General features: G+C 71.9%; 26 protein-coding genes. 8 read left to right on the forward strand and 18 right to left on the reverse strand.

The genetic code is table 11. The annotated features are described in order from the left end of the window. Positions 1-100: 100 nt before the first annotated feature. Complete coding sequence (locus J7E93_RS20045; RefSeq protein WP_215071286.1) at positions 101-1234, reverse strand: hypothetical protein; 1134 nt, start codon at positions 1232-1234, stop codon at positions 101-103. Continuing rightward, positions 1231-2181, reverse strand: coding sequence for a 5-dehydro-4-deoxyglucarate dehydratase (locus J7E93_RS20050; RefSeq protein WP_308368725.1), 951 nt, complete (start codon positions 2179-2181; stop codon positions 1231-1233). The genes J7E93_RS20045 and J7E93_RS20050 overlap by 4 nt, the downstream gene beginning before the upstream one ends. Before the next feature lie 194 nt (positions 2182-2375). Between J7E93_RS20050 and J7E93_RS20055 the strand changes: the two genes are divergently transcribed. Continuing rightward, complete coding sequence (locus tag J7E93_RS20055) at positions 2376-3185, forward strand: NAD(P)-dependent oxidoreductase (protein WP_215071287.1); 810 nt, start codon at positions 2376-2378, stop codon at positions 3183-3185. 326 nt (positions 3186-3511) lie between these two features. Here J7E93_RS20055 and J7E93_RS20060 read toward each other — a convergent pair whose 3' ends face one another. Further along, positions 3512-4480: an AraC family transcriptional regulator gene (locus J7E93_RS20060; RefSeq protein WP_308368726.1), complete on the reverse strand. Its 969-nt coding sequence runs from the start codon at positions 4478-4480 to the stop codon at positions 3512-3514. Between the two features lie 55 nt (positions 4481-4535). On the opposite strand from J7E93_RS20060, the gene J7E93_RS20065 reads away from it, so the two are divergent. Beyond that, entirely contained in the window at positions 4536-4766 is a 231-nt protein-coding gene (locus tag J7E93_RS20065) for a hypothetical protein (protein ID WP_215071333.1), read from the forward strand. 130 nt (positions 4767-4896) lie between these two features. After that, positions 4897-6117, forward strand: coding sequence for a TerD family protein (locus tag J7E93_RS20070; RefSeq protein ID WP_215071288.1), 1221 nt, complete (start codon positions 4897-4899; stop codon positions 6115-6117). A 28-nt stretch (positions 6118-6145) separates the two neighbouring features. Here the strand turns inward: J7E93_RS20070 and J7E93_RS20075 are convergent, their stop codons facing one another. Then, the gene (locus J7E93_RS20075; protein ID WP_215071289.1) at positions 6146-7162 is read right to left on the reverse strand and encodes a 1-aminocyclopropane-1-carboxylate deaminase; all 1017 of its coding nucleotides are present in this window, start codon (positions 7160-7162) and stop codon (positions 6146-6148) included. An 81-nt stretch (positions 7163-7243) separates the two neighbouring features. Then, on the reverse strand, positions 7244-7975 hold the full coding sequence (locus tag J7E93_RS20080; protein WP_215071290.1) for a GntR family transcriptional regulator: 732 nt from the start codon (positions 7973-7975) through the stop codon (positions 7244-7246). 88 nt (positions 7976-8063) lie between these two features. On the opposite strand from J7E93_RS20080, the gene J7E93_RS20085 reads away from it, so the two are divergent. Then, positions 8064-8831 (forward strand): SDR family NAD(P)-dependent oxidoreductase, encoded by a 768-nt coding sequence (locus tag J7E93_RS20085; RefSeq protein ID WP_215071291.1) that lies wholly within the window; start codon positions 8064-8066, stop codon positions 8829-8831. 311 nt (positions 8832-9142) lie between these two features. On the opposite strand, the gene J7E93_RS20090 is transcribed toward J7E93_RS20085, so the two are convergent. Next, the gene (locus J7E93_RS20090; protein ID WP_215071292.1) at positions 9143-10630 is read right to left on the reverse strand and encodes a hypothetical protein; all 1488 of its coding nucleotides are present in this window, start codon (positions 10628-10630) and stop codon (positions 9143-9145) included. A gap of 193 nt (positions 10631-10823) precedes the next feature. On the opposite strand from J7E93_RS20090, the gene J7E93_RS20095 reads away from it, so the two are divergent. Further along, entirely contained in the window at positions 10824-12695 is a 1872-nt protein-coding gene (locus J7E93_RS20095) for an endonuclease/exonuclease/phosphatase family protein (RefSeq protein WP_215071293.1), read from the forward strand. Between the two features lie 104 nt (positions 12696-12799). After that, positions 12800-13252 carry a GNAT family N-acetyltransferase gene (locus J7E93_RS20100; RefSeq protein ID WP_215071294.1) on the forward strand — a complete coding sequence of 151 codons (453 nt, stop codon included), beginning with the start codon at positions 12800-12802 and terminating at the stop codon, positions 13250-13252. Here the strand turns inward: J7E93_RS20100 and J7E93_RS20105 are convergent. Then, on the reverse strand, positions 13249-13989 hold the full coding sequence (locus tag J7E93_RS20105; protein ID WP_215071295.1) for an SDR family NAD(P)-dependent oxidoreductase: 741 nt from the start codon (positions 13987-13989) through the stop codon (positions 13249-13251). The two genes, J7E93_RS20100 and J7E93_RS20105, sit on opposite strands and share 4 nt — an antisense overlap. 132 nt (positions 13990-14121) lie before the next feature. Here J7E93_RS20105 and dapA point away from each other — a divergent pair, with 132 nt between their 5' ends. Then, positions 14122-15000, forward strand: coding sequence for a 4-hydroxy-tetrahydrodipicolinate synthase (gene dapA, locus J7E93_RS20110; protein ID WP_215071296.1), 879 nt, complete (start codon positions 14122-14124; stop codon positions 14998-15000). Between the two features lie 9 nt (positions 15001-15009). Here the strand turns inward: dapA and J7E93_RS20115 are convergent, their stop codons facing one another. The 4 genes from J7E93_RS20115 to J7E93_RS20130 form a co-directional block, all read right to left on the reverse strand. After that, positions 15010-15228, reverse strand: coding sequence for a hypothetical protein (locus tag J7E93_RS20115; RefSeq protein ID WP_215071297.1), 219 nt, complete (start codon positions 15226-15228; stop codon positions 15010-15012). A 76-nt stretch (positions 15229-15304) separates the two neighbouring features. Further along, complete coding sequence (gene dapD / locus J7E93_RS20120; protein ID WP_215071298.1) at positions 15305-16288, reverse strand: 2,3,4,5-tetrahydropyridine-2,6-dicarboxylate N-succinyltransferase; 984 nt, start codon at positions 16286-16288, stop codon at positions 15305-15307. A 44-nt stretch (positions 16289-16332) separates the two neighbouring features. Next, positions 16333-16995, reverse strand: a complete 663-nt coding sequence (locus tag J7E93_RS20125; RefSeq protein ID WP_215071299.1) for a TetR/AcrR family transcriptional regulator — start codon at positions 16993-16995, stop codon at positions 16333-16335. Continuing rightward, positions 16995-17315, reverse strand: a complete 321-nt coding sequence (locus J7E93_RS20130; RefSeq protein WP_215071300.1) for a multidrug efflux SMR transporter — start codon at positions 17313-17315, stop codon at positions 16995-16997. Before J7E93_RS20130 ends, J7E93_RS20125 begins: the two co-directional genes overlap by 1 nt. A 63-nt stretch (positions 17316-17378) precedes the next feature. Here J7E93_RS20130 and J7E93_RS20135 point away from each other — a divergent pair, with 63 nt between their 5' ends. Beyond that, complete coding sequence (locus tag J7E93_RS20135; RefSeq protein WP_215071301.1) at positions 17379-18464, forward strand: oxidoreductase; 1086 nt, start codon at positions 17379-17381, stop codon at positions 18462-18464. A gap of 9 nt (positions 18465-18473) precedes the next feature. Here J7E93_RS20135 and J7E93_RS20140 read toward each other — a convergent pair whose 3' ends face one another. From J7E93_RS20140 to sufD, 7 genes are read right to left on the reverse strand one after another with little or no spacing between them, the layout of a single operon-like run. Then, positions 18474-18839 carry a VOC family protein gene (locus J7E93_RS20140; RefSeq protein WP_215071302.1) on the reverse strand — a complete coding sequence of 122 codons (366 nt, stop codon included), beginning with the start codon at positions 18837-18839 and terminating at the stop codon, positions 18474-18476. A gap of 48 nt (positions 18840-18887) precedes the next feature. Next, positions 18888-19226, reverse strand: coding sequence for a metal-sulfur cluster assembly factor (locus tag J7E93_RS20145; RefSeq protein ID WP_215071303.1), 339 nt, complete (start codon positions 19224-19226; stop codon positions 18888-18890). Next, positions 19223-19684: a Fe-S cluster assembly sulfur transfer protein SufU gene (gene sufU / locus J7E93_RS20150; protein WP_215071304.1), complete on the reverse strand. Its 462-nt coding sequence runs from the start codon at positions 19682-19684 to the stop codon at positions 19223-19225. Before sufU ends, J7E93_RS20145 begins: the two co-directional genes overlap by 4 nt. Positions 19685-19692: 8 nt before the next feature. Continuing rightward, on the reverse strand, positions 19693-20961 hold the full coding sequence (locus J7E93_RS20155) for a cysteine desulfurase (protein WP_215071305.1): 1269 nt from the start codon (positions 20959-20961) through the stop codon (positions 19693-19695). Further along, a complete protein-coding gene (sufC, locus tag J7E93_RS20160; RefSeq protein ID WP_030205925.1) occupies positions 20958-21725 on the reverse strand; it encodes a Fe-S cluster assembly ATPase SufC in 768 nt (255 codons plus the stop codon). Before sufC ends, J7E93_RS20155 begins: the two co-directional genes overlap by 4 nt. A 7-nt stretch (positions 21726-21732) precedes the next feature. Further along, complete coding sequence (locus tag J7E93_RS20165) at positions 21733-22050, reverse strand: bifunctional 3-phenylpropionate/cinnamic acid dioxygenase ferredoxin subunit (RefSeq protein ID WP_215071306.1); 318 nt, start codon at positions 22048-22050, stop codon at positions 21733-21735. Further along, entirely contained in the window at positions 22050-23231 is a 1182-nt protein-coding gene (gene sufD, locus J7E93_RS20170) for a Fe-S cluster assembly protein SufD (protein WP_215071307.1), read from the reverse strand. The genes J7E93_RS20165 and sufD overlap by 1 nt, the downstream gene beginning before the upstream one ends. Positions 23232-23258: the final 27 nt, after the last annotated feature.

Consider the following 23258-nt stretch of genomic DNA (forward strand, 5'->3'; position numbering starts at 1 on the left):
CCGCGGGGCTGCGGCAGTGCCGCAGCAGGCCGCCGGGGGCCGACGGCCACCCGCGGCGCGCGCCCGTTCGACGGGCGTCCCGGACGGCCGGGCCGGGCCGTCAGTGGAGGCTGCGCAGTGCGGCCCGTACCGCCTCCAGGTCGTCGGTCGACGCCAGACCCGCGTGGTAGAGGCGGAGTTCGGTCGCTCCCGCGTCCGCCGCGCGCTTGGCGTCGTCGGCGAGGGTCCGCGGGGAGCCTCCCATGCCCGTCACCACCGGGAAGTTGGCCGCGACGACGGACTCCGGGCCCGCCTGCGCCGCGAACGGGGCCACCGAGGGGGCCGGGGTGACGACACCGTCCGCGACCCGGAGGACGTGCGCCGGGTCGGTGCCCACGTTGGCGCCGCAGCGGTATGGAAGCGGGTCCGCGTGGAGCAGGACGCGGAAGCCGGGCGGGGCGGCCGCCCGGACGGCGGCCACGGCGGCCTCCTGGAGGGCACGGGCGGTCCGCGTGCGCCAGGCGAGGACGCCGGCGTCGAGGGCGTCGAGCGGCCCCGCCGGGCCCCCGGCCGCCCAGACCGGTCGGAGCGCGTCCCGCACGGCCGCCGCCAGCTCGTCGGGGTCGACGCCCTCCTCCCCGTACCCCTGTCGGCAGGCCGGGCAGAAGCAGAGCGACATCAGGTACTGCTCGCGGTCGCCGAGCGGCACCCCCGCGGTCTTGTCGTGGGCGTGGAGGTGGGCGAAGCCGTACCAGCCGCAGGACTCCAGCTCCGTGCCGGCCGCCCCGGGCCGTACCGCCGCCTCGGCAGCGAGGGCGACGAGGTACGCGCGTACGGCGGGTTGCGCGATGCAGGGCGCCCAGGGGTAGCGGTCGCCGTAGACGTTGACGACCGAGGTCTGCGGACGCTCCGCGCCGAGCCGGGAGTTGTGGGCGAGGACGACCCAGCTGTGGACCTCCAGGCCCGCGTCGGCGAGCGCGTGGGCGGCCTCGCCGTACGCGTCGCCCGGCGCCCACTCGCCCGCCGGGTACGGCCGCAGGTCGCGCCCGGACCAGCGGGCGGTGTCCGGCGGATAGAGCACGGCGGCGTGCTCGGCGGTGACGATCCGGCGGCCCGGATGCCGGGGCGTGAGGGCGCGCGTGGAGTGGTACGCGGAGGCGAGCGTGACCTGCTGGACCCCGAGCTCCGCGAGGAGGCCCGGCGCGGCGGGGTCGCCGACGACGTCCCAGGGATAGACGAAGGTTCCCGCCCTCACGCGCTCTCCTCCCCGGTCGCCAGCAGAGCCCGCCCGCGCTCGATGACGGTGGCGAGTTCCTTCAGGTGTTCGGGGGCGGGCTCGCTCAGCGGCGGCCGTACCTCCCCGACGTCCAGGCCCCGCATGCGTACGGCGGCCTTGACGAGCGAGACCGCGTAGCCGCGCCCCTTCGCCCGGAGTTCGACCAGCGGCCGGTAGAAGCCGTCGATGAGCCGCTCCACGGTCGCGTCGTCGCCGGAGGCGAGGGCCCTGTGGAAGGCGAGGGCGATGTCGGGGGCGAAGCAGAAGACGGCGGAGGAGTAGAGGGTGACGCCGATGCCCCGGTAGGCGAGTCCGGTGAGTTCGGCGGTGGGCAGGCCGTTGAAGTAGAGCAGGCCGAGGCCCTCGGCGCGCACGGCGCTGACGATCCGCTGCATCAGGTCGAGGTCGCCGAGGCCGTCCTTGAGGCCGATGATCCCCTCGGTGCGGGCGAGGGCGACGGCGGTCTCGGGGGTGAGGATCGCGTTGTCGCGCTGGTAGACGATGACGTCGAGCGAGGTGGCGGCGGCGAGTGCGGTGTAGTGGCGCAGCAGCCCGGCCTGGTCGGCGACGACGAGGTACGGGGGCATGGCGAGGAGACCGTCGGCGCCGGCCTCCTCGGCGAGCCGGGCGTACTGGATCGCGAGCGCCGTTCCGTAACCGGCGCCGGCCAGGACGGGGACGCGGCCGGCGGCCTCCTCGACGGCGGCGGCCACGCAGGCGCGGAACTCCTCGGGGGTGAGGGCGTGGAACTCGCCGGTGCCGCAGCAGGCGAACACGGCGGCGGCGCCCGCCTCGATGCCGTCCCGTACATGGGTGCGGAAGGTGTCGAGGTCGACGGTGCCGTCCGGTCCGAAGGCGGTGACGGGGAAGAACAGCAGGCCGTCGAGCCGGTCGGCGAGCGGGGCGGCGGGCGGGGCTGAGGTCACGGGCGCTCCCAGAGAAGTCCGTCGTGCACAGTTCTGATTGTCGTCCATATTCATGAACAGCATCACGCTAGAGCAGCCCCAAAGCGCCGGTCAAGGCGCAAACCCGCCTCCTCGCACGCTCTTGACGGTCCATGAGGCGGCTCCCTACCTTGTCCATGGTTGTGAATGCGATCCACGGACGGAGATTGACGTACATGCCTACACCCCGCACCGTCCTGCTCACCGGCGCCGCCGGCGGCGTCGGCACGCTGATGCGTGAGCTGCTGCCCGCGTACGGATACGAGCTGCGGCTGCTCGACCTGGCACCCGTCGACGGCGCACCCGACGCCATCGTCGCCGACCTCGCCGACCGGAAGGCGCTGCGGGAGGCCGTCCGGGGCGTCGACGCGATCATCCACCTCGCCGGGATCTCCCTGGAGTCCACCTTCGAGAAGATCCTCGCCGCCAACATCACCGGCCTGCACCACCTCTACGAGGCCGCGCGCGAGGAGGGAGTGCGCCGGATCGTCTTCGCCTCCAGCAACCACGCCGTCGGCTTCACCCCGCGCCCGCGCGGGGACGACCCGTTGATCCCCGTCGACACCCCGCACCGGCCCGACACCTTCTACGGCCTGTCCAAGTGCTTCGGCGAGGATCTGGCCCAGTTCTACTGGGACATGCACCGGATGGAGACCGTCTCGGTACGGGTCGGCTCCTGCTTCCCCGAGCCGACCTCGGTCCGCATGCTGTCGATGTGGCTGAGCCCGGCGGACTGCGCCCGCCTCTTCCACGCGGCGCTCACCGCCGAGAACGTGGGGCACACCGTGGTGTACGGCTCCTCCGCCAACACCCGGCTGTGGTGGGACCTTTCCTCGGCTCGGGCGCTCGGCTACGAACCGCGGGACGACTCCGAACCGTACGCGGAACGGCTCATCGCCGAACACGGCCCCCTGTCGGACGACGACCCGGCGGCCGCGAACCTGGGCGGCCACTTCTGCACCGAGCCGCCGCGCTGGCCGTACTGACGCCCCGACGGATACACAGGCCCGGCCGGACTGATGCGGGGGCGCCGGCCGGGGCCCGGGTCACGGCATGCACGGGCACACGCGACAGACGGAACGCTAGGACCTCCGGCAGCGGACCGCGATCCGCTCGGCGCACCGGCTGTCCACAAAACGCGGCGGGTGCGGACATCGGCGAGGAGGTCGGGCGCGGCCTGCGTGACCAGCGGCGGGCGCGGCAAGCTGCGTGCGCGGACCGCGCGCAGCGGCTCGGCCGCCACCGACCGCGCCTGTCGGGCCTCGCAGGCTCGGCCGCCACCGGCCCCGCCTGCGGGCCTCGCACGCGGCTGTCATCCCCCCGACCGCAGCGTCTGCGAGGGCGTCTCGCCGAACCGGGTCCTGTACTGCGCCGCGAACCGTCCCAGATGGGCGAACCCCCAGCGCCAGGCCACCTCGCTCACGCTCAGCTCGCCCGGCCCCGCGCCCCGCAGCTCCTCGTGGACCCGGTCCAGCCGGATCTCCCGTACGTACGCCATCGGCGACATCCCCACGTACTCCCGGAACGACTCCTGGAGCCGGCGCACGCCGACCCGGGCCCGGTCGGCGAGTTCGGTGGTGGTGAACGGGTGCTCGGGGCAGGCCAGGACCGCGTCCATCGCACGCTTCACGGGCGCGGGGCGCAGCGGCTCCCCCGGGTGGGCGAGCTCCTCGCGCCAGGGGTGCTCTGCGGCCAGGAGCAGCCCGTTGAGCAGCGCTTCCTGCAGAGGCGCGGCCACCAGCGGGTGGTGGGCCAGGCTGTCCCCTGCGAGGGCCTCGTCCGCCACTCGGCGGGCGAGGCGCACCCAGCTCAACCCCGGCCCGCGCGAGATGTCCAGGCGCGGCTCGAAGGCGAGCGGCCCGCGGGGCGGGCGGCCGAGGAGGCGTTCGAGCCGGTCGGTCAGCGCGGTCGCGCCGATCTTGACCGAGAGCGTCCTGCAGTCCCCGCTCCACCGGTCCAGGAAGGTGTCTCCCGCCGGGCCGAGCACCACCGCCTCGGCCGCCGTCGCGACCACCGGGGAACGGCCGCCCTGACGCAGCTCCATGGTTCCGGCGAGCGGGGCGTTGACATGGAAGGCGCCGAGCTCGCCGAAGCGCATCCGGACATCCGCCCCGCAGGTCAGGTCGCCGATGACCAGCGGCCCGAGCGTGACGGTGTCGAAGCGGGCGGCGAAGGGCCGTTCCCGCCGTTCGATGACGTCCATGAAGTTGGCGTAGTACCGCGCGTCGATCTCCTGCCGCGCCTCGTCCACGTCCCGCGTACGAAAAGAGCTCCCACCCACGAGCCGAAAGAATATTCGCATGACGGACCTGCCCGGAAACGGCAGGATGCCCGCCATGCCACGCCCCCATGGATTCCGTTACGAGCAGCGCGCGGACGGCACGGTCGTCCTCACCCACCACGGGCGCGCCGCAGGCACCCTGCGGGGTTCGCGCGCCGAGAAGTTCCTCGGGGAGGTGGTGTCCGGGGACGCCCAGCTGGTCATGGCGCGCTGGACGGGCGCGTACAAGTTCGGCAATGAGCGCATGGCCCGGAACCATCCCCGTCACCAGGGCGGCCGGAGGTGACCGGGGTGGCCGAAGGACGTCAGGGGCCCCAAGGGGTCATCAGGGGCCGAGGGGCTCATCAGCGGCCGAGGGTCATCAGAGTGGCGGAAGGTAAGGGAACGGCAAAGCGGTCCCGCTCGTTACCCCTGACATGACCGCTATGACCCCCGGCTCGAACATCCCTCTCTCCGCCGCGCGCGTGGCGGTGGACGTCGCCGCCCCGGTGCGACTCGACGTCTCGGGCCTGCTGCTCACCGCCGACGGCAAGGTGCGCTCGGACGACGACTTCATCTTCTACAACCAGCCCACCGGCCCGGGCGTGACCTACCGCTCCGGCGGCGGCGCGGCGCCGGACGCGATCGTGGTGGACACCGCCGCGGTGCCGCCCGGCATCGAGAAGATCGTCGTCACCGCGAGCCCCGACGCGGCCGGCCAGACGTTCCAGGGCATCGAGCCCACGGCGACGATCCGCAACGCCGACGACGGCACCGTCCTCGCCACGTTCACGCCGCCCCGGCTCGGTGCGGAGACGGCGCTCGTGATCGTGGAGGTCTACCTCCGGGGTGGCGCCTGGAAGGCCCGTGCGGTGGGCCAGGGGTACGCCAACGGGCTCGCCGGCATCGCCACCGACTTCGGCGTCTCGGTCGACGAGGAGCCGGCCGCCACCCCCGCGGCGGCCCCGGTGGCGGCGCCGCCCGCGCCCGCGGCCCCCGCCGTGGATCCGCGGGTCGCCGCCACGACGCCTCCTCCGCCGTCCGCTCCCCCCGTGGCACCCGCCGCCCCCGTCTCCACGGGCAAGATCAACCTGGACAAGGGCCGGGTCAACCTCCAGAAGAACCAGACGGTCTCCCTGGTCAAGGGCGGCCGCCCGCTGCTCTCCCAGGTCAAGATGGGCCTGGGCTGGGAGCCCGCGTACCGCGGCAAGGACATCGACCTCGACGCCTCCGTCATCGCCTACGGCCCTCAGCGCAACCACCTGGACAGCTGCTACTTCGGCAAGCTGTCCATCCTGAACGGATCGATCAAGCACTCCGGTGACAACCTGACCGGCGAGGGCGCGGGCGACGACGAGGTCATCGTCGTCGACCTCGGCCGGCTCCCCGCCGACGCCACCGGCCTGGTCTTCACGGTCAACTCCTTCTCCGGCCAGAAGTTCACCGAGGTCGCCAAGGCCTACTGCCGCCTGATGGACGCGGCGACCGGCGAGGAGCTGGTCCGCTTCGACCTGACCACGGCCGAGCCGCAGACGGGCGTGATGATGGCCAAGCTGATCAAGCAGTTCTCGGGCGAGTGGGAGATGACGGCGATGGGCGAGTTCGTGAAGTCGCGGACCGTCCGGGGCATGGTGAAGCCGGCCGCCCAGGCGCTCTGAGCGGCCGGCCGTCGCGCGCGGGCCGTGGCTAGAACAGCGCGCTGTACGCGTTGAGGGCGGGCTGGCCGCCGAGGTGGACGTAGAGGACGGTCGCGTCGCGGCCGATCTCGCCCCGCGCCACCAGGTCGACCAGACCCGCCATCGACTTCCCCTCGTAGACGGGGTCGGTGACCATGCCCTCCGTACGGGCGGCGAGCCGCATCGCGTCGAGGGTGGTCTCGTCCGGAACGCCGTAGACCCCCGCGTGGTAGCGGGCGTCGAGCTCGACGTCCGCCGCCGTGAGGTCACGCTCCACACCGATCAGGGCGGCGGTGTTCCGGGCGATCCGGGTGATCTGCTCATGGGTCGGCTCGGGCGCGGCGGAGGCGTCGATGCCGATGATCCGGCGGGCCGGTCCGCCGTCCTCGGCGAGGGCGGCGAAGCCCGCGACCATACCGGCCTGGGTGGAGCCGGTCACCGAGCACACCACGACGGTGTCGAAGAAGACGCCCAGCTGCCGCTCCTGCTCGGCCACCTCATAGGCCCAGTTGGCGAAGCCGAGCCCGCCGAGCGGGTGGTCGGAGGCGCCGGCGGGGATGGCGTACGGCCTGCCGCCGCTCTCCTCGACCTCGCGCAGGGCCAGCTCCCAGCTCTCCTTGAAACCGATGCCGAACCCGGCCTTCACCAGGCGTACGTCGGCACCCACGAGGCGGCTGACGAGGATGTTGCCGACCTTGTCGTAGACGGAGTCCGGCCAGTCGACCCAGCTCTCCTGGACGAGTACGCACTTCAGCCCGGCGCGGGCGGCGACGGCGGCGACCTGGCGGGTGTGGTTGGACTGGACGCCGCCGATGGAGACGAGGGTGTCGCAGCCCTGGGCGAGAGCGTCCGCGACCAGGTACTCCAGTTTGCGGGTCTTGTTCCCGCCGTACGCCACTCCGGAGTTGCAGTCCTCGCGCTTGGCCCACAGGGTCGCGCCGCCGAGGTGGTGCGTGAGGCGTTCGAGGGGGTGGACCGGGGACGGCCCGAAGAGCAGCGGATAGCGGTCGAAGTCGGTGATCGGCATGGCGGCTCCTGGGTCGAGGCGGTCGAAGGCGGTCGGAAGCGGGTCGGAGTGGGTCGGTCGGTCGGTCGGTCGGTCGGTCGGTCAACGGTCCTGCGGTCGGAACTCCGGTGCAGGGACGGACGGCTGCCCGCCCGGCTCGGGGGATGGGCGGGGCGGGGCGGGCTCCGTGGCGTCGTCGGCGAGGTGTTCGAGGGCGCGCCAGATCTCCGTCGTCACCCGGACCGCCTCCTCCGCGTCACCCGCCGCGCACGCCTCGATCAGCCGGTCGTGGAGTGCGGCCGAGCCGCAGCTTCCCGCGTCACCGAAGAGCCGCCGTTCGACGCGGCGGATGAGGGGCGTGTAGCGGGTGATGGTGGCGGCGAGGGCGTGGTTGCCGCTGGCGCGCACGAGCACGTCGTGCAGCTCGTCGTCGGCGCGCAGGGCGGCCTCGACGTCGGCGGAGCGCACGGCGGCGGCGAACCGCGCGTTGGCCTCGCGCATGGCCCGGATCCCGTCGGGGCCGAGCAGCGGCACGGCGGTGCGGGCGGCGAGTTCGTGCATCACCCGTACGACGGCGGCGGCGTCCCGGACGACCCGGCTGACCAGCCGGGTGACCCGGGTGTAGCTCTGCGGCTTGCTCTCGACGAGCCCCTCGTCGCCGAGCCGGGCCAGGGCCTCGCGCACGGGTGCGCGCGAGAGCCCGAGCCGCTCGGCGAGATCGGCGTCCTTGACCACGGAACCGGGTGCGAGGTCGCCCCGCACGATGGCGTCGCGCAGGGCGTCGTACGCCCGGTCACGCAGAAGGGTCCGGTTCACCGGCCGCAGTGCTTCCATGAACTGACATGTTAGATGTCAGTACCCCGGGGCGGCCAGGGTCGGCCGGCCACGTATAAACGGAGAGTCGACAGAGAGGCGCTCTTCCATGAACCTGGCTCCCTCCGGGCGTCGTGTCCTCGTCAGCGGGGCGTCCCGTGGCCTCGGCCGCGCGGTGGCGCAGGCGTTCGCCGCCAACGGCGACCGGGTCGCCGTCCACTACGGCTCCCGGGCGGACGAGGCCCGCGAGACCCTCGCCTCCCTCGAAGGCAGCGGCCACGCGTTGTCCGGCGGCGACCTGTCCGATCCGGCGGGCGCGGCGGCGGTGGCCGAGGCGGCGGCGGAGGCGCTCGGCGGGATCGACGTGCTGGTGAACAACGCGGCGGTCAACATCCGGCACCCGCTGCCCGAGACGCCGTACGAGGAGTGGGTCGCCGTCTGGCAGCGGCACGTGGCCGTGAACCTGCTCGCCACGGCGAACCTGAGCCATCTGGCGGCGCGGCGGATGATCGACCAGGGCGGGGGCGGGAGGATCGTGAACATCGGCTCCCGCGGCGCGTTCCGCGGCGAGCCGGACCACCCCGCGTACGGGGCGACGAAGGCGGCCGTCCACGCGCTGGGTCAGTCCCTGGCGGTCTCGCTCGCCCCGCACGGCATCGGCGTGGCCTCCGTCGCCCCGGGCTTCTTCGCGACGGAACGCGTGGCTCCGCGCCTGACGGGCCCGGAAGGCGACGACATCCGCGCCCAGAGCCCGTTCCACCGCGTGGCCACCCCCCAGGAGATCGCGGCGGCGGTCCTCTGGCTGGCCTCCCCGGAGGCCGAATGGTCCTCCGGCACGATCCTGGACCTCAACGGCGCCTCCCACCTCCGCACCTGACCAACTCCCGGGCCCCTCGGCCCCCGAGGGGCGCAGTCGTTGCGCCGCACAACGAACCCGGCACGGGGGTACGGGGGGCAAGGCGAAGCACCAGGCGCCACCCAGGGGCCGGGCGAAGCACCAGGCACCACCGCCACCGCGCCGCGAAGCGGGCGCACCCGGGGGGCCGGGGGCGGAGCCCCCAGTCTCGTCAGGGTTTCGAGGAGGGGCGGGGTGGGGGAATCCCCCGACCGGCGGGGCCATCCACGACGCCGCGAAACCACCGCCCCCAACGGGCCGAGGCCCCGGGATGGGCCCCAGGGGCCGAGGCGTCAACCCCGTACGCGCGACCTCGCCTTGAACGCCGCCTTGCGGGCCTCCTTCGCCGCCCTCTTGTCCCGGTGCAGCCGGCCCATCGCCTCCAGGACCTCCGCCGTCGCCGGGTGATCGACCCGCCATGCCGCCTCGAAGAAGCCGCCGTGCTGGCCCGTCAGACCCTCCACCAGGTCCTGGAGCTCCTCCAGGTCCCCCTCCGCGTCCAACTGCGCCGCGATCGTGTCGATCGCCAGCCAGAAGATCATCGACTCCGGCGGCGCCGGAACGTCCGCCGCTCCCCGCTCCGCCAGCCAGACCCGGGCCAGCCCGCCCAGCTCCGCGTCGTCGAGCACCTCCCGTACCGCCGGCTCCGCCTCCGGGCCGACCAGGGCGAGGGCCTGCTGGCAGTGGAGCCGGCGCAGCGGCGAACCGGCGTCGGCGCCCCGGGCCGCGGCCAGCAGCTCCCGCGCCGCCTCCACCGCGCCCCGCCCCGCGAGCCAGCCCGCGGTCTCGGCGCGCGCCGCGCTCTCGGGGTAGGCGGTGAGGCCGTCGAGGAGCACGTCCGCGCCCTTGTCGGCCAGTTCGCCGACGGCCGGCGCGTTCACGCCCGCCTCCAGCATCCGGGCGCGTACGCCGTAGAGCCCGAGCGGCGTCAGCCTGACCATGCCGTACCGCGTGACGTCCTCGTCGTCGAGCTCCTCACCGAGCTCCCCACCGCGCTCACCGCCGAACGCGCCGGCCGACGGAGCGGGTTCCTCACCCTCCTCGACCATCAGCGCCTCGTCGACGGGCTGGTACTCGACGAGCCCGATCGGTTCGAGCAGCCGGAACTGGTCGTCCAGCCGCATCATCGCCTCGGAGACCTGCTCCAGCACGTCGTCGGTCGGCTCGCCCATGTCGTCCGGGACGATCATCGACGCCGCGAGCGCCGGCAGGGGCACCGGGCTCTCGCCCGTGCCGCCCTCGCTGACCGTCAGCAGGTACAGATTGCCGAGCACCCCCTCCAGGAACTCCGCTTCCTCCTCCGGGTTCCAGTCCAGGCGCTCGAAGTCGATCTCGCCGTCCTCGCCGATGACCTCCGCCAGGTCGTCGAGCACGGGGGCCGTGGCGTCGGCGAGCACCACGTCAAGGGCGTCGAGCCAGATCCCGAGGACGTCGAGCGGCGCCCCACCGGTGAGGAGTGAGAGGTTCTCGCCGGCGGTCACCGCACCGGGGGCGTCCTCGTCGCCGTCCCCGACCTCCACCAGGCCGGTGTCCACGGCGACCCGCCACGCCTCGCTCGCGTACGCCTCACCGTCCTCGTCCGCCGCGAGGCCCAACACCTCGGCCGCCGCGGGCAGTTCTTCGTCGACGAGTTCGCCGCCCGGGCCGACCGGGGTCTCGGGGCCGGCCCAGCGGGCGAGCCGTGCGGCGCGGGCCAGCAGGGGGGTGGCCAGGGCGTCCCGCGCCAGCTCCGCGTCCGCGTGCAGCTGAACGGGGGGCAGAGTGGGGCGATCCAGTGCCATCTGGGGTCTTCTCCTCGAAGCGCTCTAGGGGGCGAACGGCCTTCAGCGTAGACGCATTTCCGGCGTGGCCCGCCGGTTCACGGAGCGGTCAGCCTTCGTACACCCGTCGACCCTTGACAAGGGACCCGCCCAACCAAGAGATTGACGCGCGTAGACCCCCGACCGATCCTCCAAGCACCTCCGGAGCCCCTTGATGCCTTCCTCCATACCGAGAACCGCGGCCGTCGCCGCCGTCGTGTCCGCCGCGCTCGCCGCCGGTCTCCTCGCCGGATCCGCCGCCTCGGCGGACACCTCGGCGAACACCTCGGCGGACACCTCGGCGGACGCCGCCGCCGGCGTCCGCGTCCACGACATCCAGGGCACCACGCGCATCTCGCCGCTCGTCGGGCAGCAGGTCACCGGCGTCACGGGCATCGTGACCGGTGTACGGACGTACGGCTCCCGTGGCTTCTGGATCCAGGACCCGCAGGGCGACGGCAACCCGGCCACCAGCGAGGGCCTGTTCGTCTTCACCAGCTCCCTCCCGACCGTCGCCGTCGGCGACGCGGTGAGCGTGAAGGGCACCGTCGGCGAGTACGTCCCCGGCGGCCTGAACTCGGGCAACCAGTCGCTGACCCAGATCTCCCGGCCGACCGTCACCGTGGTCTCCTCCGGCAACCCGGTCCCGGCCCCGGTGACGATCTCCGCCTCGTCCGTCCCGGACGCGTACGCCCCCGAGGGCGACCCGGCCGCCGGCGGTTCCGTCAACGGCCTCACCCTGGACCCGGAGTCGTACGCCCTGGACTACTACGAGTCCCTGGAGGGCGCCAACGTCCGGATCGGCTCCTCCCGGGTCGTCGGCGCCTCCACCGAGCACGCCGAGCTGTGGGTGACGGTGAAGCCCCACGAGAACGACAACCGTCGCGGCGGCACGGTCTACGGCTCGTACACCGCGCAGAACAGCGGCCGCCTCAAGGTCCAGTCGCTGGTCCCGCTCGCCCAGCAGCCCTTCCCGACCGCGAACGTCGGCGACTGGCTGACCGGTTCGAGCGAGGGTCCGATGGACTTCGACCAGTTCGGCGGCTACAAGCTCGTCGCCCGTACCCTGGGCACCGTCGTGGACCACGGCCTCGAGCGCGAGACCACGGACAAGCAGCACAAGAACGAGCTGGCGGTCGCGACGTACAACGTCGAGAACCTCGACCCGTCCGACCCGCAGGAGAAGTTCGACGCGCTCGCCGCGGCCGTGGTGAAGAACCTCGCCTCGCCCGACATCCTCGCCCTGGAGGAGATCCAGGACAACAACGGCGCCAAGAACGACGGAACGGTCGCGGCCGACCAGACGCTGAAGAAGTTCACGGACGCGATCGTGGCGGCGGGCGGCCCGGCGTACGAGTGGCGCTCGGTCGACCCGGTGAGCAACAAGGACGGCGGCGAGCCCGGCGGCAACATCCGTCAGGCCTTCCTCTTCAACCCGGAGCGGGTCTCCTTCACCGACCGGTCGGCCGGCGACGCGACGACCGCGACCGGCGTGGTCCGCGGCGAGAAGGGCGGCGCGGCGCTGACCCTCTCCCCCGGCCGGATCGACCCGGCGAACACCGCCTGGGAGAACAGCCGCAAGCCGCTGGCGGGCGAGTTCACCTTCCGCGGCCGTACGGTCTTCGTGATCGCCAACCACTTCGGTTCGAAGGGCGGTGACGAGGGCATCGCCTCGCACCACCAGCCGCCGGTCCGTTCCTCCGAGGCGAAGCGCCTCCTCCAGGCGCAGGCCGTCAACGCCTTCGTGAAGGACGTCCTCGCGGTCGAGAAGCAGGCCGACGTGCTGGTCCTCGGCGACATCAACGACTTCGAGTTCTCCGAGACGACGAAGGCGCTGACGGACGGCGGGGCGCTCTACCCGGCCGTGAAGTCGCTGCCGCGCAGCGAGCGCTACTCGTACGTCTTCCAGGGCAACAGCCAGGTTCTCGACCAGATCCTGACCAGCCCGGGCGTCCACCACTTCGAGTACGACAGCGTCCACATCAACGCGGAGTTCGCCGAGCAGGACAGCGACCACGACCCGCAGGTGCTGCGCTTCCGCCCGTAGGCGCCGCCCCCGGCCCCCGGCCCCCGGCCGCCCCCGAACAGACCGGGGGTGGCCGGGCTCGCCGGGCCGGCCGGACCGGACCCGCCCCGTGGCAGACTCCGGTCATGATCTTCCGTGCCGCGACCCGGGCCGAACTCCCCGCCGTCCTCGCCCTGCTCGCCGACGAGGAGAAGGTCGTGGACCCCGCCTCCGTCACCGAGGCGTACGAGCGGGCCTTCGCCGACATCGAGGGCGACCCGCGCAACGAGATCCTGGTCCTGGTGGACGAGGACGGCACCGTCGTGGGCTCTCTGCAGGCGACCTACATCCCCGGCCTCGGCAAGGGCGGAGCCGAGCGCGCACTGATCGAGGCGGTTCGGATCAGGGCGGACCGGCGTGGCGGCGGGCTCGGCCGGGAGCTGATCCGACGGGCCGTGGAGCGGGCGGGCGAACGTGGCTGCGCGCTCGTCCAGTTGACCAGCGACAAGCGGCGGACGGAAGCCCACCGCTTCTACGCCTCCCTGGGCTTCGCACGCAGCCACGACGGGTTCAAGCTCGTGCTCCGGCCGCCCGGCTAGCCGAGCAGGTGTCCACCGCCGTCGACGAGCAGCACCTCTCCGGTGATGTACGAGGCGTTGGTCAGGTCGAAGACCGCCTGCGCGATGTCCTCGGGCCGGCCCACCCGGCGCAGCGGGAGGACCCCGGCCACGTGCGCCTTGGCCTCCTCGGCGCCTTCGACGCCGTCGAACCAGGGGGTGTCGATCAGGCCGGGAGCGACCGCGTTGACCCGTACGTCCGGGCCGAGGGTCTTGGCGAGCAGCTTGGTCATGTGGTTGACGGCGGCCTTGGAGACGGCGTACGGGATGGAGCTGCCGCCCGGCCGGACTCCGGCCTGCGAGGAGATGTTCACGACGCAGCCGGCGCCGCTGGCCCGCAGGTGCGGGACGGCCGCGGTGACGGTCTGCCAGACGCCGATGACGTTGACGTCGTAGAGGTGGCGCCAGACCTCGGGCGAGGCGGCCTCCAGGTCGTCGTGCGGGATGAACCGGGTGGTGCCCGCGCTGTTGACCAGGATGTCGAGACGGCCGTAGGTCTCGACGGTCCGCTCGACGAGGCGGCGGGCCTCGGTCTCGTCGGAGACGTCCGCCTGGAGGTAGCGGGCGTCGGGCAGTTCGGCGGCGAGCGCCCTGCCGGCCTCCACGGACCGCGCGGAGTTGACGACGACCCTGATGCCGGCCTCGGCGAGGCGTCGGGCGACGGCGGCCCCGATGCCCGAGGAAGAGCCGGTGACGAGTGCGACGCGCTGTTCGCTCATGGTGTGTGTGCTCCTTGTCCCCCTGTCGCGCCCGGTCGATCATGCCAGAGAGCCATCCTTCAGGGCTGCTTACCCCTCACCCCAAGCAGATCTAAGTGGACCTTGACAGTCGGCTCGGCCGAGACTGCCCCGATGACCACTGAACGCCCTTTCGGCCGCGCTCTGTGCGCGATGATCACCCCTTTCACCGCCACCGGTGCGCTCGATCTCGACCGCGCCGGGGAGCTCGCCGCCCGTCTCGTCTCCGAGGGGTGCGACGGCCTCGTCCTCAACGGCACGACCGGCGAGTCCCCGACCACGACGGACGAGGAGAAGGCGGCGCTGATCCGCGCGGTGCGCGAGAGCGTCGGGCCGGGGTCCGCCGTCCTCAGCGGCGTCGGTACCGCCGACACCCGGCACACGGTCGCCCTCGCCCGGCAGGCCGAGGAGGCGGGCGCCGACGGGCTCCTCGTCGTCACGCCGTACTACAGCCGCCCTCCGCAGGCCGCCGTCGAGACGCACTTCCTGCGGGTGGCGGACGCGACCGGACTGCCGGTGATGCTGTACGACATCCCCGGCCGCACCGGCACCCGGATCGAGCCGGAGACGATGCTGCGGCTGGCGGAGCATCCTCGGATCGTCGCGGTCAAGGACTGCGCCTACGACCTGCTCGGCAGCGCGAAGGTGATCGCCCGTACCTCCCTCGCCTACTACTCCGGCTGCGAGGAGCTGAACCTTCCGCTGTACGCGGTGGGCGGCGCCGGCTACGTCAGTACGGTGGCGAACGTGGTGCCTCGCCGGATGCGGGCGGTGCTGGACGCCTTCGACGCGGGGGAGACGGCCGAGGCGGCCCGCCTCCACGCGCTCACGCTGCCGCTCACCGAACTGATGATGGCCTCGGGCCTGCCGGGGACGGTGACCGCGAAGGCGCTCCTCGACGGCGGCGGCTTCGTACGGGAACCGCTGCAGCCCGCCGACCGGGAGACGGTCGACGGGCTGCGGGCGGCGTACGAGGAGCTGGTTCGGTCGTAGCGGAGCCGCTCAGTCCTGAACGTCCGTACGGCCGACGACGGTGGCGTGCTCCAGGACGTCCTCCAGCGGGTCGTCGATCTGGCCGGTGTGGAGCGAGAGGACGGGACCGTTCGTGACGCTGGGGCCGTTCTGCGTGTGCGTGTGCGTCTCGTCCGCGAAGGCGGCCCCGCCGGGCAGCAGGACGGCCGCGATGATCAGCGCACCGACGATGGTGGGCCTCGTCCTCATGTCGACTCCTCGCCTTGTCCGTTACGTGTGACTCTGCGTCGGCCTGTTAACGCAGGGTCACACGCATCGGTCACGCTCAGTTGTGGCTGTGGAGGATCTCGTTGAGTCCGCCCCACACCGCGTTGTTCGGGCGGGCCTCGACGGCGCCGGTGACCGAGTTGCGGCGGAAGAGGATGTTCGAGGCGCCGGAGAGCTCGCGGGCCTTGACGATCTCGCCGTCCGGCATCGAGACGCGGGTACCGGCCGTGACGTACAGACCGGCCTCGACGACGCACTCGTCGCCCAGGGCGATGCCGACGCCGGCCTCGGCGCCCACCAGGCAGCGCTCGCCGATGGAGATGATCACGTTGCCGCCACCGGAGAGGGTGCCCATCGTGGAGGCGCCGCCACCGATGTCGGAGCCGTCGCCGACGACGACACCGGCGGAGATCCGGCCCTCGACCATCGACGTGCCGAGGGTGCCGGCGTTGAAGTTGACGAAGCCCTCGTGCATGACGGTCGTACCGGCGGCGAGGTGCGCGCCGAGCCGGACACGGTCGGCGTCGGCGATCCGGACCCCGGCGGGCGCGACGTAGTCGGTCATCCGGGGGAACTTGTCGATGGAGGTCACCTGGAGGTGCAGGCCCTCGGCGCGCGCGTTGAGGCGCACCTTGTCGATGTCGTCGACGGCGACGGGGCCGAGCGAGGTCCAGGCGACGTTGGCGAGGAGGCCGAACATGCCGTCGAGGCTCTGGCCGTGCGGCTTGACCAGACGGTGGCTGAGCAGGTGCAGGCGCAGGTACACGTCGTGGGCGTCGAGCGGCTTGTCGTCGAGGGAGGAGACGACCGTACGGACGGCGACCACCTCGACGCCGCGGCGGGCGTCCACGCCGAGGGCCTTGGCGGCGCCCTCTCCGAGGGCGTTGACGGCGGCTTCGGGGGTGAGCCGCTCCGTCCCGGCCGGCCCGGGCGCGTCGGTCAGCTCGGGGGCGGGGAACCAGGTGTCGAGAACGGTGCCGTCACCGGCGATGGTGGCAAGGCCGGCGGCGACGGCGCCGGTGGTGCGAGGAGCAGTGGTCATGACGGAAAACCTAACGGTCGCGGCCCCGCACGGGCCAACCGGTCTCAGGTGTCGGTCGAGCCGTCCGGCGGATCCGACGAGGCCACGGGCGCCCCGTTCGGCGGTTCCGTCGGGGCGCGCAGCCTCGGCGGTTCCGTCGGGGCGCGCAGCCTCGGCGGTTCCGTCGGGGCGAGCAGCCGTCTCAGCATCTCGCGCGCGTACCCCTCGTCGTAGGCCCCGTCCGTGAGCAGGACCTGGAGGCAGATGCCGTCCATGAGGGCGACCAGGGCGCGGGCCGTGACCGGATCCGTCCGTCGGGACAGGGCCTCGGTGACGCCGTCGGTCCACTCCGCGGCGACCGGCCGGAGTGCGGGGCGGCGCAGGGCGGCCAGGTACAGCTCGTACTCCAGCTCCACTCCGGTCCGCTCGCCGCCGATCCACTGCCCCATCAGGGCGGCAAGTTCGCCTGCGAGGTCCGCCGTGGGGCCGGCGAGCGCGCCGCTCTCGCGCAGTGCCCGGCCGAATCCCTCGTTCGCCTGCCGGAGCGCGGCGACGAGGAGTTCGTCGAGGGAGGAGAAGTGGTACGTGGTGGAGCCGAGCGGTACGTCGGCCTCGGCGGCGACCGTGCGGTGGCTGAGTCCGGCGATGCCCCGGGCGGCGGCCACGCGCAGCGCGGCGTCGACGATCCGCTGCCGCCGCTCGGGGTCGTGGCGGCGGGCGCGCGGCATCAGTGCGCTCCGCCCATGTTGAGGACGAGGACGCCGGCGATGATCAGGAGGATTCCGGCGATCTTGGCGACGCTGAGGGTCTCGTTCATGAAGAGGATCCCGATGGCGGCGACGGCGGCGGTGCCGACGCCGGACCAGATCGCGTACGCGGTGCCGACCTGGAGGGTCTTCAGCGCCTGGGCGAGCAGGGCGAAGGCGATCAGATAGCCCGCGCCGGTGACGACCGAGGGCCAGAGCTTGGAGAAGCCCTCGCTGTACTTCATGGAGGTCGTCGCGATGATCTCGGCCGCGATGGCGCCCGCCAGCAATCCGTAACCCATGTGTACGAGCGTACACAAGCTTGTGTACGCTCGTACACAACCCGTGCCGCTACGGTGTCCCCCATGACACATCCCTCGGGGCCGTACGGCTATGGCCATGGCTACGCTCCCCCGCCGCCCCCGCCGAAGCCCGGCGTGATACCCCTGGCGCCGCTGGGTCTCAGCGAGATCCTGACCGGCGCCTTCGCCACCATCGGCCGCTACTGGAAGCCTCTGTTCGGCGTGGCCGCGGCCGCCTACGGCGCGGCGATTCTGCTGCTCGCGGCTGCCCTCGGGGCCGCGTACGCGATCGTCGCGGACCATCTGCCCGGGATCTTCGACCTGGCGGACGGACAGGACCCGACCTGGGAGGACGGCCGGCCTCTGCTGATCGCCTTCGGCTGTGTGTGGCTGATCGCCGTGATCGGGATGCTGGTCGCGAGCGCCGTGGTGTACGCGGCCTGTCCGGCCGTCGTTCAGGAGGCGGTCCTCGGTCGCCGCACGACCTTCGGCACGATCTGGCGCCGTGCCTGGTCACGGACGCCGGCAGTCCTGGGCACGGTCTTCCTGACGGTGCTGCTGACCGTGCCGGTCCCGCTCATCGTGTTCGTGGCCACGTTCGCCGGTCTGCTGGTGGCCCTCTCAGGGTCGGGCCCGGTGGCACTGGTGGTGCTGTCGTTCGGGGGAGCCGTGCTGGCCACCCTGCTGACCGCCCCGCTCGCCACCTGGCTCTGGGTGAAGTTCAGCCTGGCCGCGTCGGCCGCGGTCTTCGAGGGACAGGGCGCGACGGCCTCGATGCGCCGCTCGTCCCGGCTGGTCCAGGGCTCGTGGTGGCGGATCTTCGGTTCGCTGCTGGTCGCGGGCGTCCTGGCCGCGGTGGTGAACGGGGCGATCCAGCAGGTGTTCAGCGTGCTGATCTCCCTGCCCGCCTCGCTCGAAGGCGCGGACTCCCCGGGCTCCCCCGGCGAGGTCCTGATCTCCCTCGCCCCGGTCCTGGTGATCGTCGTCATCGGCTCGATGGCGGCGCAGGCCGTCTGCTCCGTCTTTCCGCCGCTGGTCGCCGCTCTGCTCTACGTCGACCAGCGCATCCGGAAGGAGAACCTCGGCCCGGTCCTCGCCGAGGCGGCGGCCCGGACGACGGCCCCGACGGCGCCCACGTTCACTCCGTGAGGGACCTCCTCACTCAGTGAGCGACCGCTTCGGGCGCAGTACGCAGAACTCGTTACCCTCGGGGTCGGCGAGGACGACCCAGGTCGCGTCCTCGCCCTGCCCGACGTCGACCCGCTTCGCCCCGAGCCCGATGATCCGCTCGACCTCCGCGTCCCGGTCGTCGGGCGAGAGGTCGATGTGGAGCCGGTTCTTGACGGTCTTGGACTCGGGCACCGGCAGGAAGCACATCCCGGGCCAGGCGTGCTCGTCGGCGCCGATGACGATCTCGTCCTCGGCCTCGAAAAGGATCTTCCAGTCGAGCACCTCGGCCCAGAAACGGGCCTGGGCGGAAAGGTCGTGAGCGTCTACGGCGAGGTGATACATGCGAACGGCCATGCCCGCCAGTGTGCCTGGCGGGCATGGCCGTTCGTGAGCGCGAAACGGTCAGACGTTGAAGCCGAGCGCGCGCAGCTGCTCGCGGCCGTCGTCCGTGATCTTGTCCGGGCCCCACGGCGGCATCCAGACCCAGTTGATCTTCAGCTCGTTGGCGATGCCGTCGGTGGCGGCCTTCGCCTGGTCCTCGATCACATCGGTCAGCGGACAGGCCGCCGACGTCAGGGTCATGTCCAGCGTGACGATGTTGGAGTCGTCGATGTGGATGCCGTAGATCAGTCCGAGGTTGACCACGTCGATGCCCAGCTCGGGGTCGACGACGTCGTACAGCGCCTCGCGGATCTCTTCCTCGGAGGCCGGCTTCATCGTGGCCCCAGCGTTCTCGGTCATGCCGACTTCCTCTCCGCGTCGCCCAGTGCCTGGGCGGTCGCGTCCTTCCACGCCATCCAGCTGAGCAGCGCGCACTTGACCCGGGCGGGGTACTTGGAGACACCGGCGAACGCGACCGCGTCCTCCAGGATCTCCTCCATCGCGTCGTCCGGCTCGATCTGGCCCTTGGACTGCATCAGCTCCAGGAAGGTGCCCTGGATCTTCTGCGCCTCGGCCAGCTCCTTGCCGACGAGCAGCTCGTTCAGGACCGAGGCCGAGGCCTGGCTGATCGAACAACCCTGGCCCTCGTACGACACGTCCTCGATGCGCGAGCCGGCGTACTTCACGCGGAGCGTGATCTCGTCGCCGCACGTCGGGTTGACGTGGTGCACCTCGGCGTCGCCGTCCCGAAGACCGCGCCCGTGGGGGTGCTTGTAGTGGTCCAGGATGACGTCCTGGTACATCGAATCCAGCTTCACGAGATCCCCTAGCCGAAGAAGTTCCGTACGTGCTCCAGACCCTCGACCAGGGCGTCGACCTCGGCCGGGGTGGAGTACAGATAGAACGACGCCCGCGTGGTCGCAGGAATTCCGTAACGCAGGCAGACCGGCCGCGCGCAGTGGTGGCCGACCCGGACCGCGATGCCCTGCTCGTCGAGGACCTGGCCCACGTCGTGCGGGTGGATGTCGCCGAGCACGAAGGAGATCGCCGCGCCGCGGTCCTCGGCCGTGGTGGGGCCGATGATCCGCAGGTCCGGAACCTCCTGGAGGCGACGGACGGCGTACTCGGTGATCGCGTGCTCGTGGCGCGCGATGTTCTCCATGCCGATCGCCGAGAGGTAGTCCACGGCCGCGCCGAGGCCGACGGCCTGCGCGATCGGGGGCGTACCCGCCTCGAACTTGTGCGGAGCCGGCGCGTACGTGGAGGAGTGCATCGAGACGGTCTCGATCATCTCGCCGCCGCCGAGGAACGGGGGCAGGTCCTCCAGGAGCTCCTGCCGTCCCCACAGCACGCCGATACCGGTCGGGCCGACCATCTTGTGGCCGGTGAAGGCCACGAAGTCGGCCTGCAGCGCCTGCACGTCGAGCACCATGTGCGGGGCCGCCTGCGAGGCGTCGATGCAGACCAGCGCACCGACCTCCTGGGCGCGACGGATGATCGTCTCCACCGGGTTGACCGTGCCCAGCAGGTTCGAGACCAGCGTGAACGAGACGATTTTGGTCTTCTCGGTGATGACCTCTTCGATGTTCGAGAGGTCGAGACGGCCGTCGTCGGTGAGGCCGAACCACTTCAGCTTCGCGCCGGTGCGCTGCGAGAGCAGCTGCCACGGCACGATGTTGGAGTGGTGCTCCATCTCCGTGATGGCGATCTCGGTCTCGTGGTCCACGCGGTAGGGCTCGTCGGCCCAGCCCAGCATGTTGGCCACGAGGTTGAGCGACTCGGAGGCGTTCTTGGTGAAGATCACCTCGTCGCGGCTCGGCGCGTTGATGAACGCCGCGACCTTGTCACGGGCGCCCTCGTACAGCGCCGTCGCCTCCTCGGCGACCGTGTAGACGCCGCGGTGGACATTGGCGTTGTGACGCTCGTAGTACGTGTTGAGCGCGTCGAGCACCTGGCGCGGCTTCTGCGAGGTCGCCGCGGAGTCCAGGTACACGATCTTCTTGCCGTCGTGGACCGTGCGATCCAGGAGCGGGAAGTCCTTGCGGATCGCCTCGGTGTCGAGGAGGCCGGAGAGCCCCTGATGGGCAGATGTCACGCGGATGCGCCACCCTTCGTGCTGTAGGCCTCGTAGCCCTCGTTCTCCAGCTTGTCGGCGAGCTCGGCGCCGCCGGACTCGACGATGCGGCCGCCGGAGAAGACGTGCACGAAGTCCGGCTTGATGTAGCGGAGGATCCGCGTGTAGTGCGTGATCAGCAGCGTGCCGACCTCACCGGTCTCACGGACGCGGTTGACGCCGTCGGACACCTGACGCAGCGCGTCGACGTCCAGGCCGGAGTCGGTCTCGTCGAGGATCGCGATCTTCGGCTTGAGGAGCTCCATCTGGAGGATCTCGTGGCGCTTCTTCTCACCGCCGGAGAAGCCCTCGTTGACGTTGCGCTCGGCGAAGGCCGGGTCCATCTGGAGCTGCTCCATCGCGGACTTGACCTCCTTCACCCAGGTACGCAGCTTGGGGGCCTCGCCGCGGATCGCCGTCGCCGACGTGCGCAGGAAGTTGGAGACGGAGACACCGGGGACCTCGACCGGGTACTGCATGGCCAGGAACATGCCGGCGCGGGCGCGCTCGTCGACCGACATCTCCAGGACGTCCTCACCGTCGAGCGTGACGGTGCCGCTGGTGATCGTGTACTTCGGGTGCCCGGCGATCGAGTACGCGAGGGTCGACTTGCCGGAGCCGTTGGGGCCCATGATGGCGTGGGTCTCGCCCTGCTTCACGGTCAGGTCGACGCCCTTGAGGATCTCCTTCGTGCCGTTCTCGGCTACGACGGAGACGTGCAGGTCGCGGATTTCAAGCGTTGCCATGGGTGACTCAGGACTCCTGGGTGACGGAGACGAGCACATCGTCCCCTTGGATCTGTACGGGGTATACGGGGACGGGGCGCGTCGCGGGAAGGCCGGACGGCTTGCCGGTGCGGAGGTCGAAGCTGGAGCCGTGCAGCCAGCACTCGATGGCGCAGTCCTCGACTTCGCCCTCGGAGAGCGAGACGTTCGCGTGCGAGCAGATGTCGTTGATCGCGAACACCTCGCCCTCGGTCCGCACGACCGACACCGGCGTGCCGTCGACCTCGACCCGCTTGGGGGTGTCGGTCTCCAGCTCGCTCAGTGCGCAGACTCGGACGAAGGACATCAGACGGACGCCTCCAGCTCGGCCTCGATCTTGGCGATGAGGCGCTCCTGGACGTCCGGCAGGCCGATCTGCTGGACCAGCTCGGCGAAGAAGCCGCGGACGACGAGGCGGCGGGCCTCGGTCTCCGGGATGCCGCGGGCCATCAGGTAGAAGAGCTGCTCGTCGTCGAAGCGACCGGTGGCCGAGGCGTGACCGGCGCCGGCGATCTCGCCGGTCTCGATCTCCAGGTTCGGCACGGAGTCGACCCGGGCACCGTCCGTGAGGACCAGGTTCCGGTTGAGCTCGTAGGTGTCGGTGCCCTCGGCCTTGGCCTGGATGAGGACGTCACCGATCCAGACGGCGTGCGCGTCCTGGCCCTGCAGCGCGCCCTTGTAGGCCACGTTGGACTTGCAGTGCGGGGTGTTGTGGTCGACCAGGAGGCGGTGCTCCTGGTGCTGGCCGGCGTCGGTGAAGTACAGGCCGAACAGCTCGGCCTCGCCGCCGGTGCCCGCGTACGCGACGCGCGGGTGGATGCGGACCACGTCACCGCCGAAGGTGACGACGACCGACTTGAAGGAGGCGTCGCGGCCGACCAGCGCGTTGTGCTGGGCGACGTGGACGGCCTTCTCGTCCCAGTCCTGGACGGAGACCACGGTGAGCTTGGCGCCGTCGCCGAGGAGGTAGTCGACGTTGGCGGCGAGCACCGCGTCGCCCGTGTGGTCGATGACCACGACGGCCTCGGCGAACGCACCGAGCTCGATCACCTGGTGACCGAAGGCGACCCCGCCCTGGCCGTGCACGGCGATCCGGATGGGCTCGGTGAGGACGGCCTCCTTGGCGACGGTGACGACCGAGGCCTTCTCGAAGGAGGAGTACGCCTGGGCGGCGACCCGGTCGACGGGCTTGCCCGCCTTGCCGAGGCGCGCGTCGTCACGGCCGACGGTCTCCACGGTGACGCCCTCGGGGGCCTCGATCTCGACCTTGACGCCCTCGCCGGTGGCGGTGGCGGTGCCGTCGTGAAGTCCGCGCAGGCGCTCCAGCGGGGTGAACCGCCACTCCTCCTCACGGCCGTGCGGGACGGGGAAGTCCGCGACGTCGAAGGACGGGGGCGCGCTCATGCGCGTGGCGACGGTGGACTCGGCGGCCACCGCGATCGAGCCGGCGGTGGTGGAGCCCGCCGGAATGTTCTGAGCCTCAGCCATGGCTGTCGGTGTGCTCACTTTCTGCGT

It is taken from the genome of Streptomyces sp. ISL-36 (genome assembly GCF_018614205.1).
Lineage (GTDB): Bacteria > Actinomycetota > Actinomycetes > Streptomycetales > Streptomycetaceae > Streptomyces.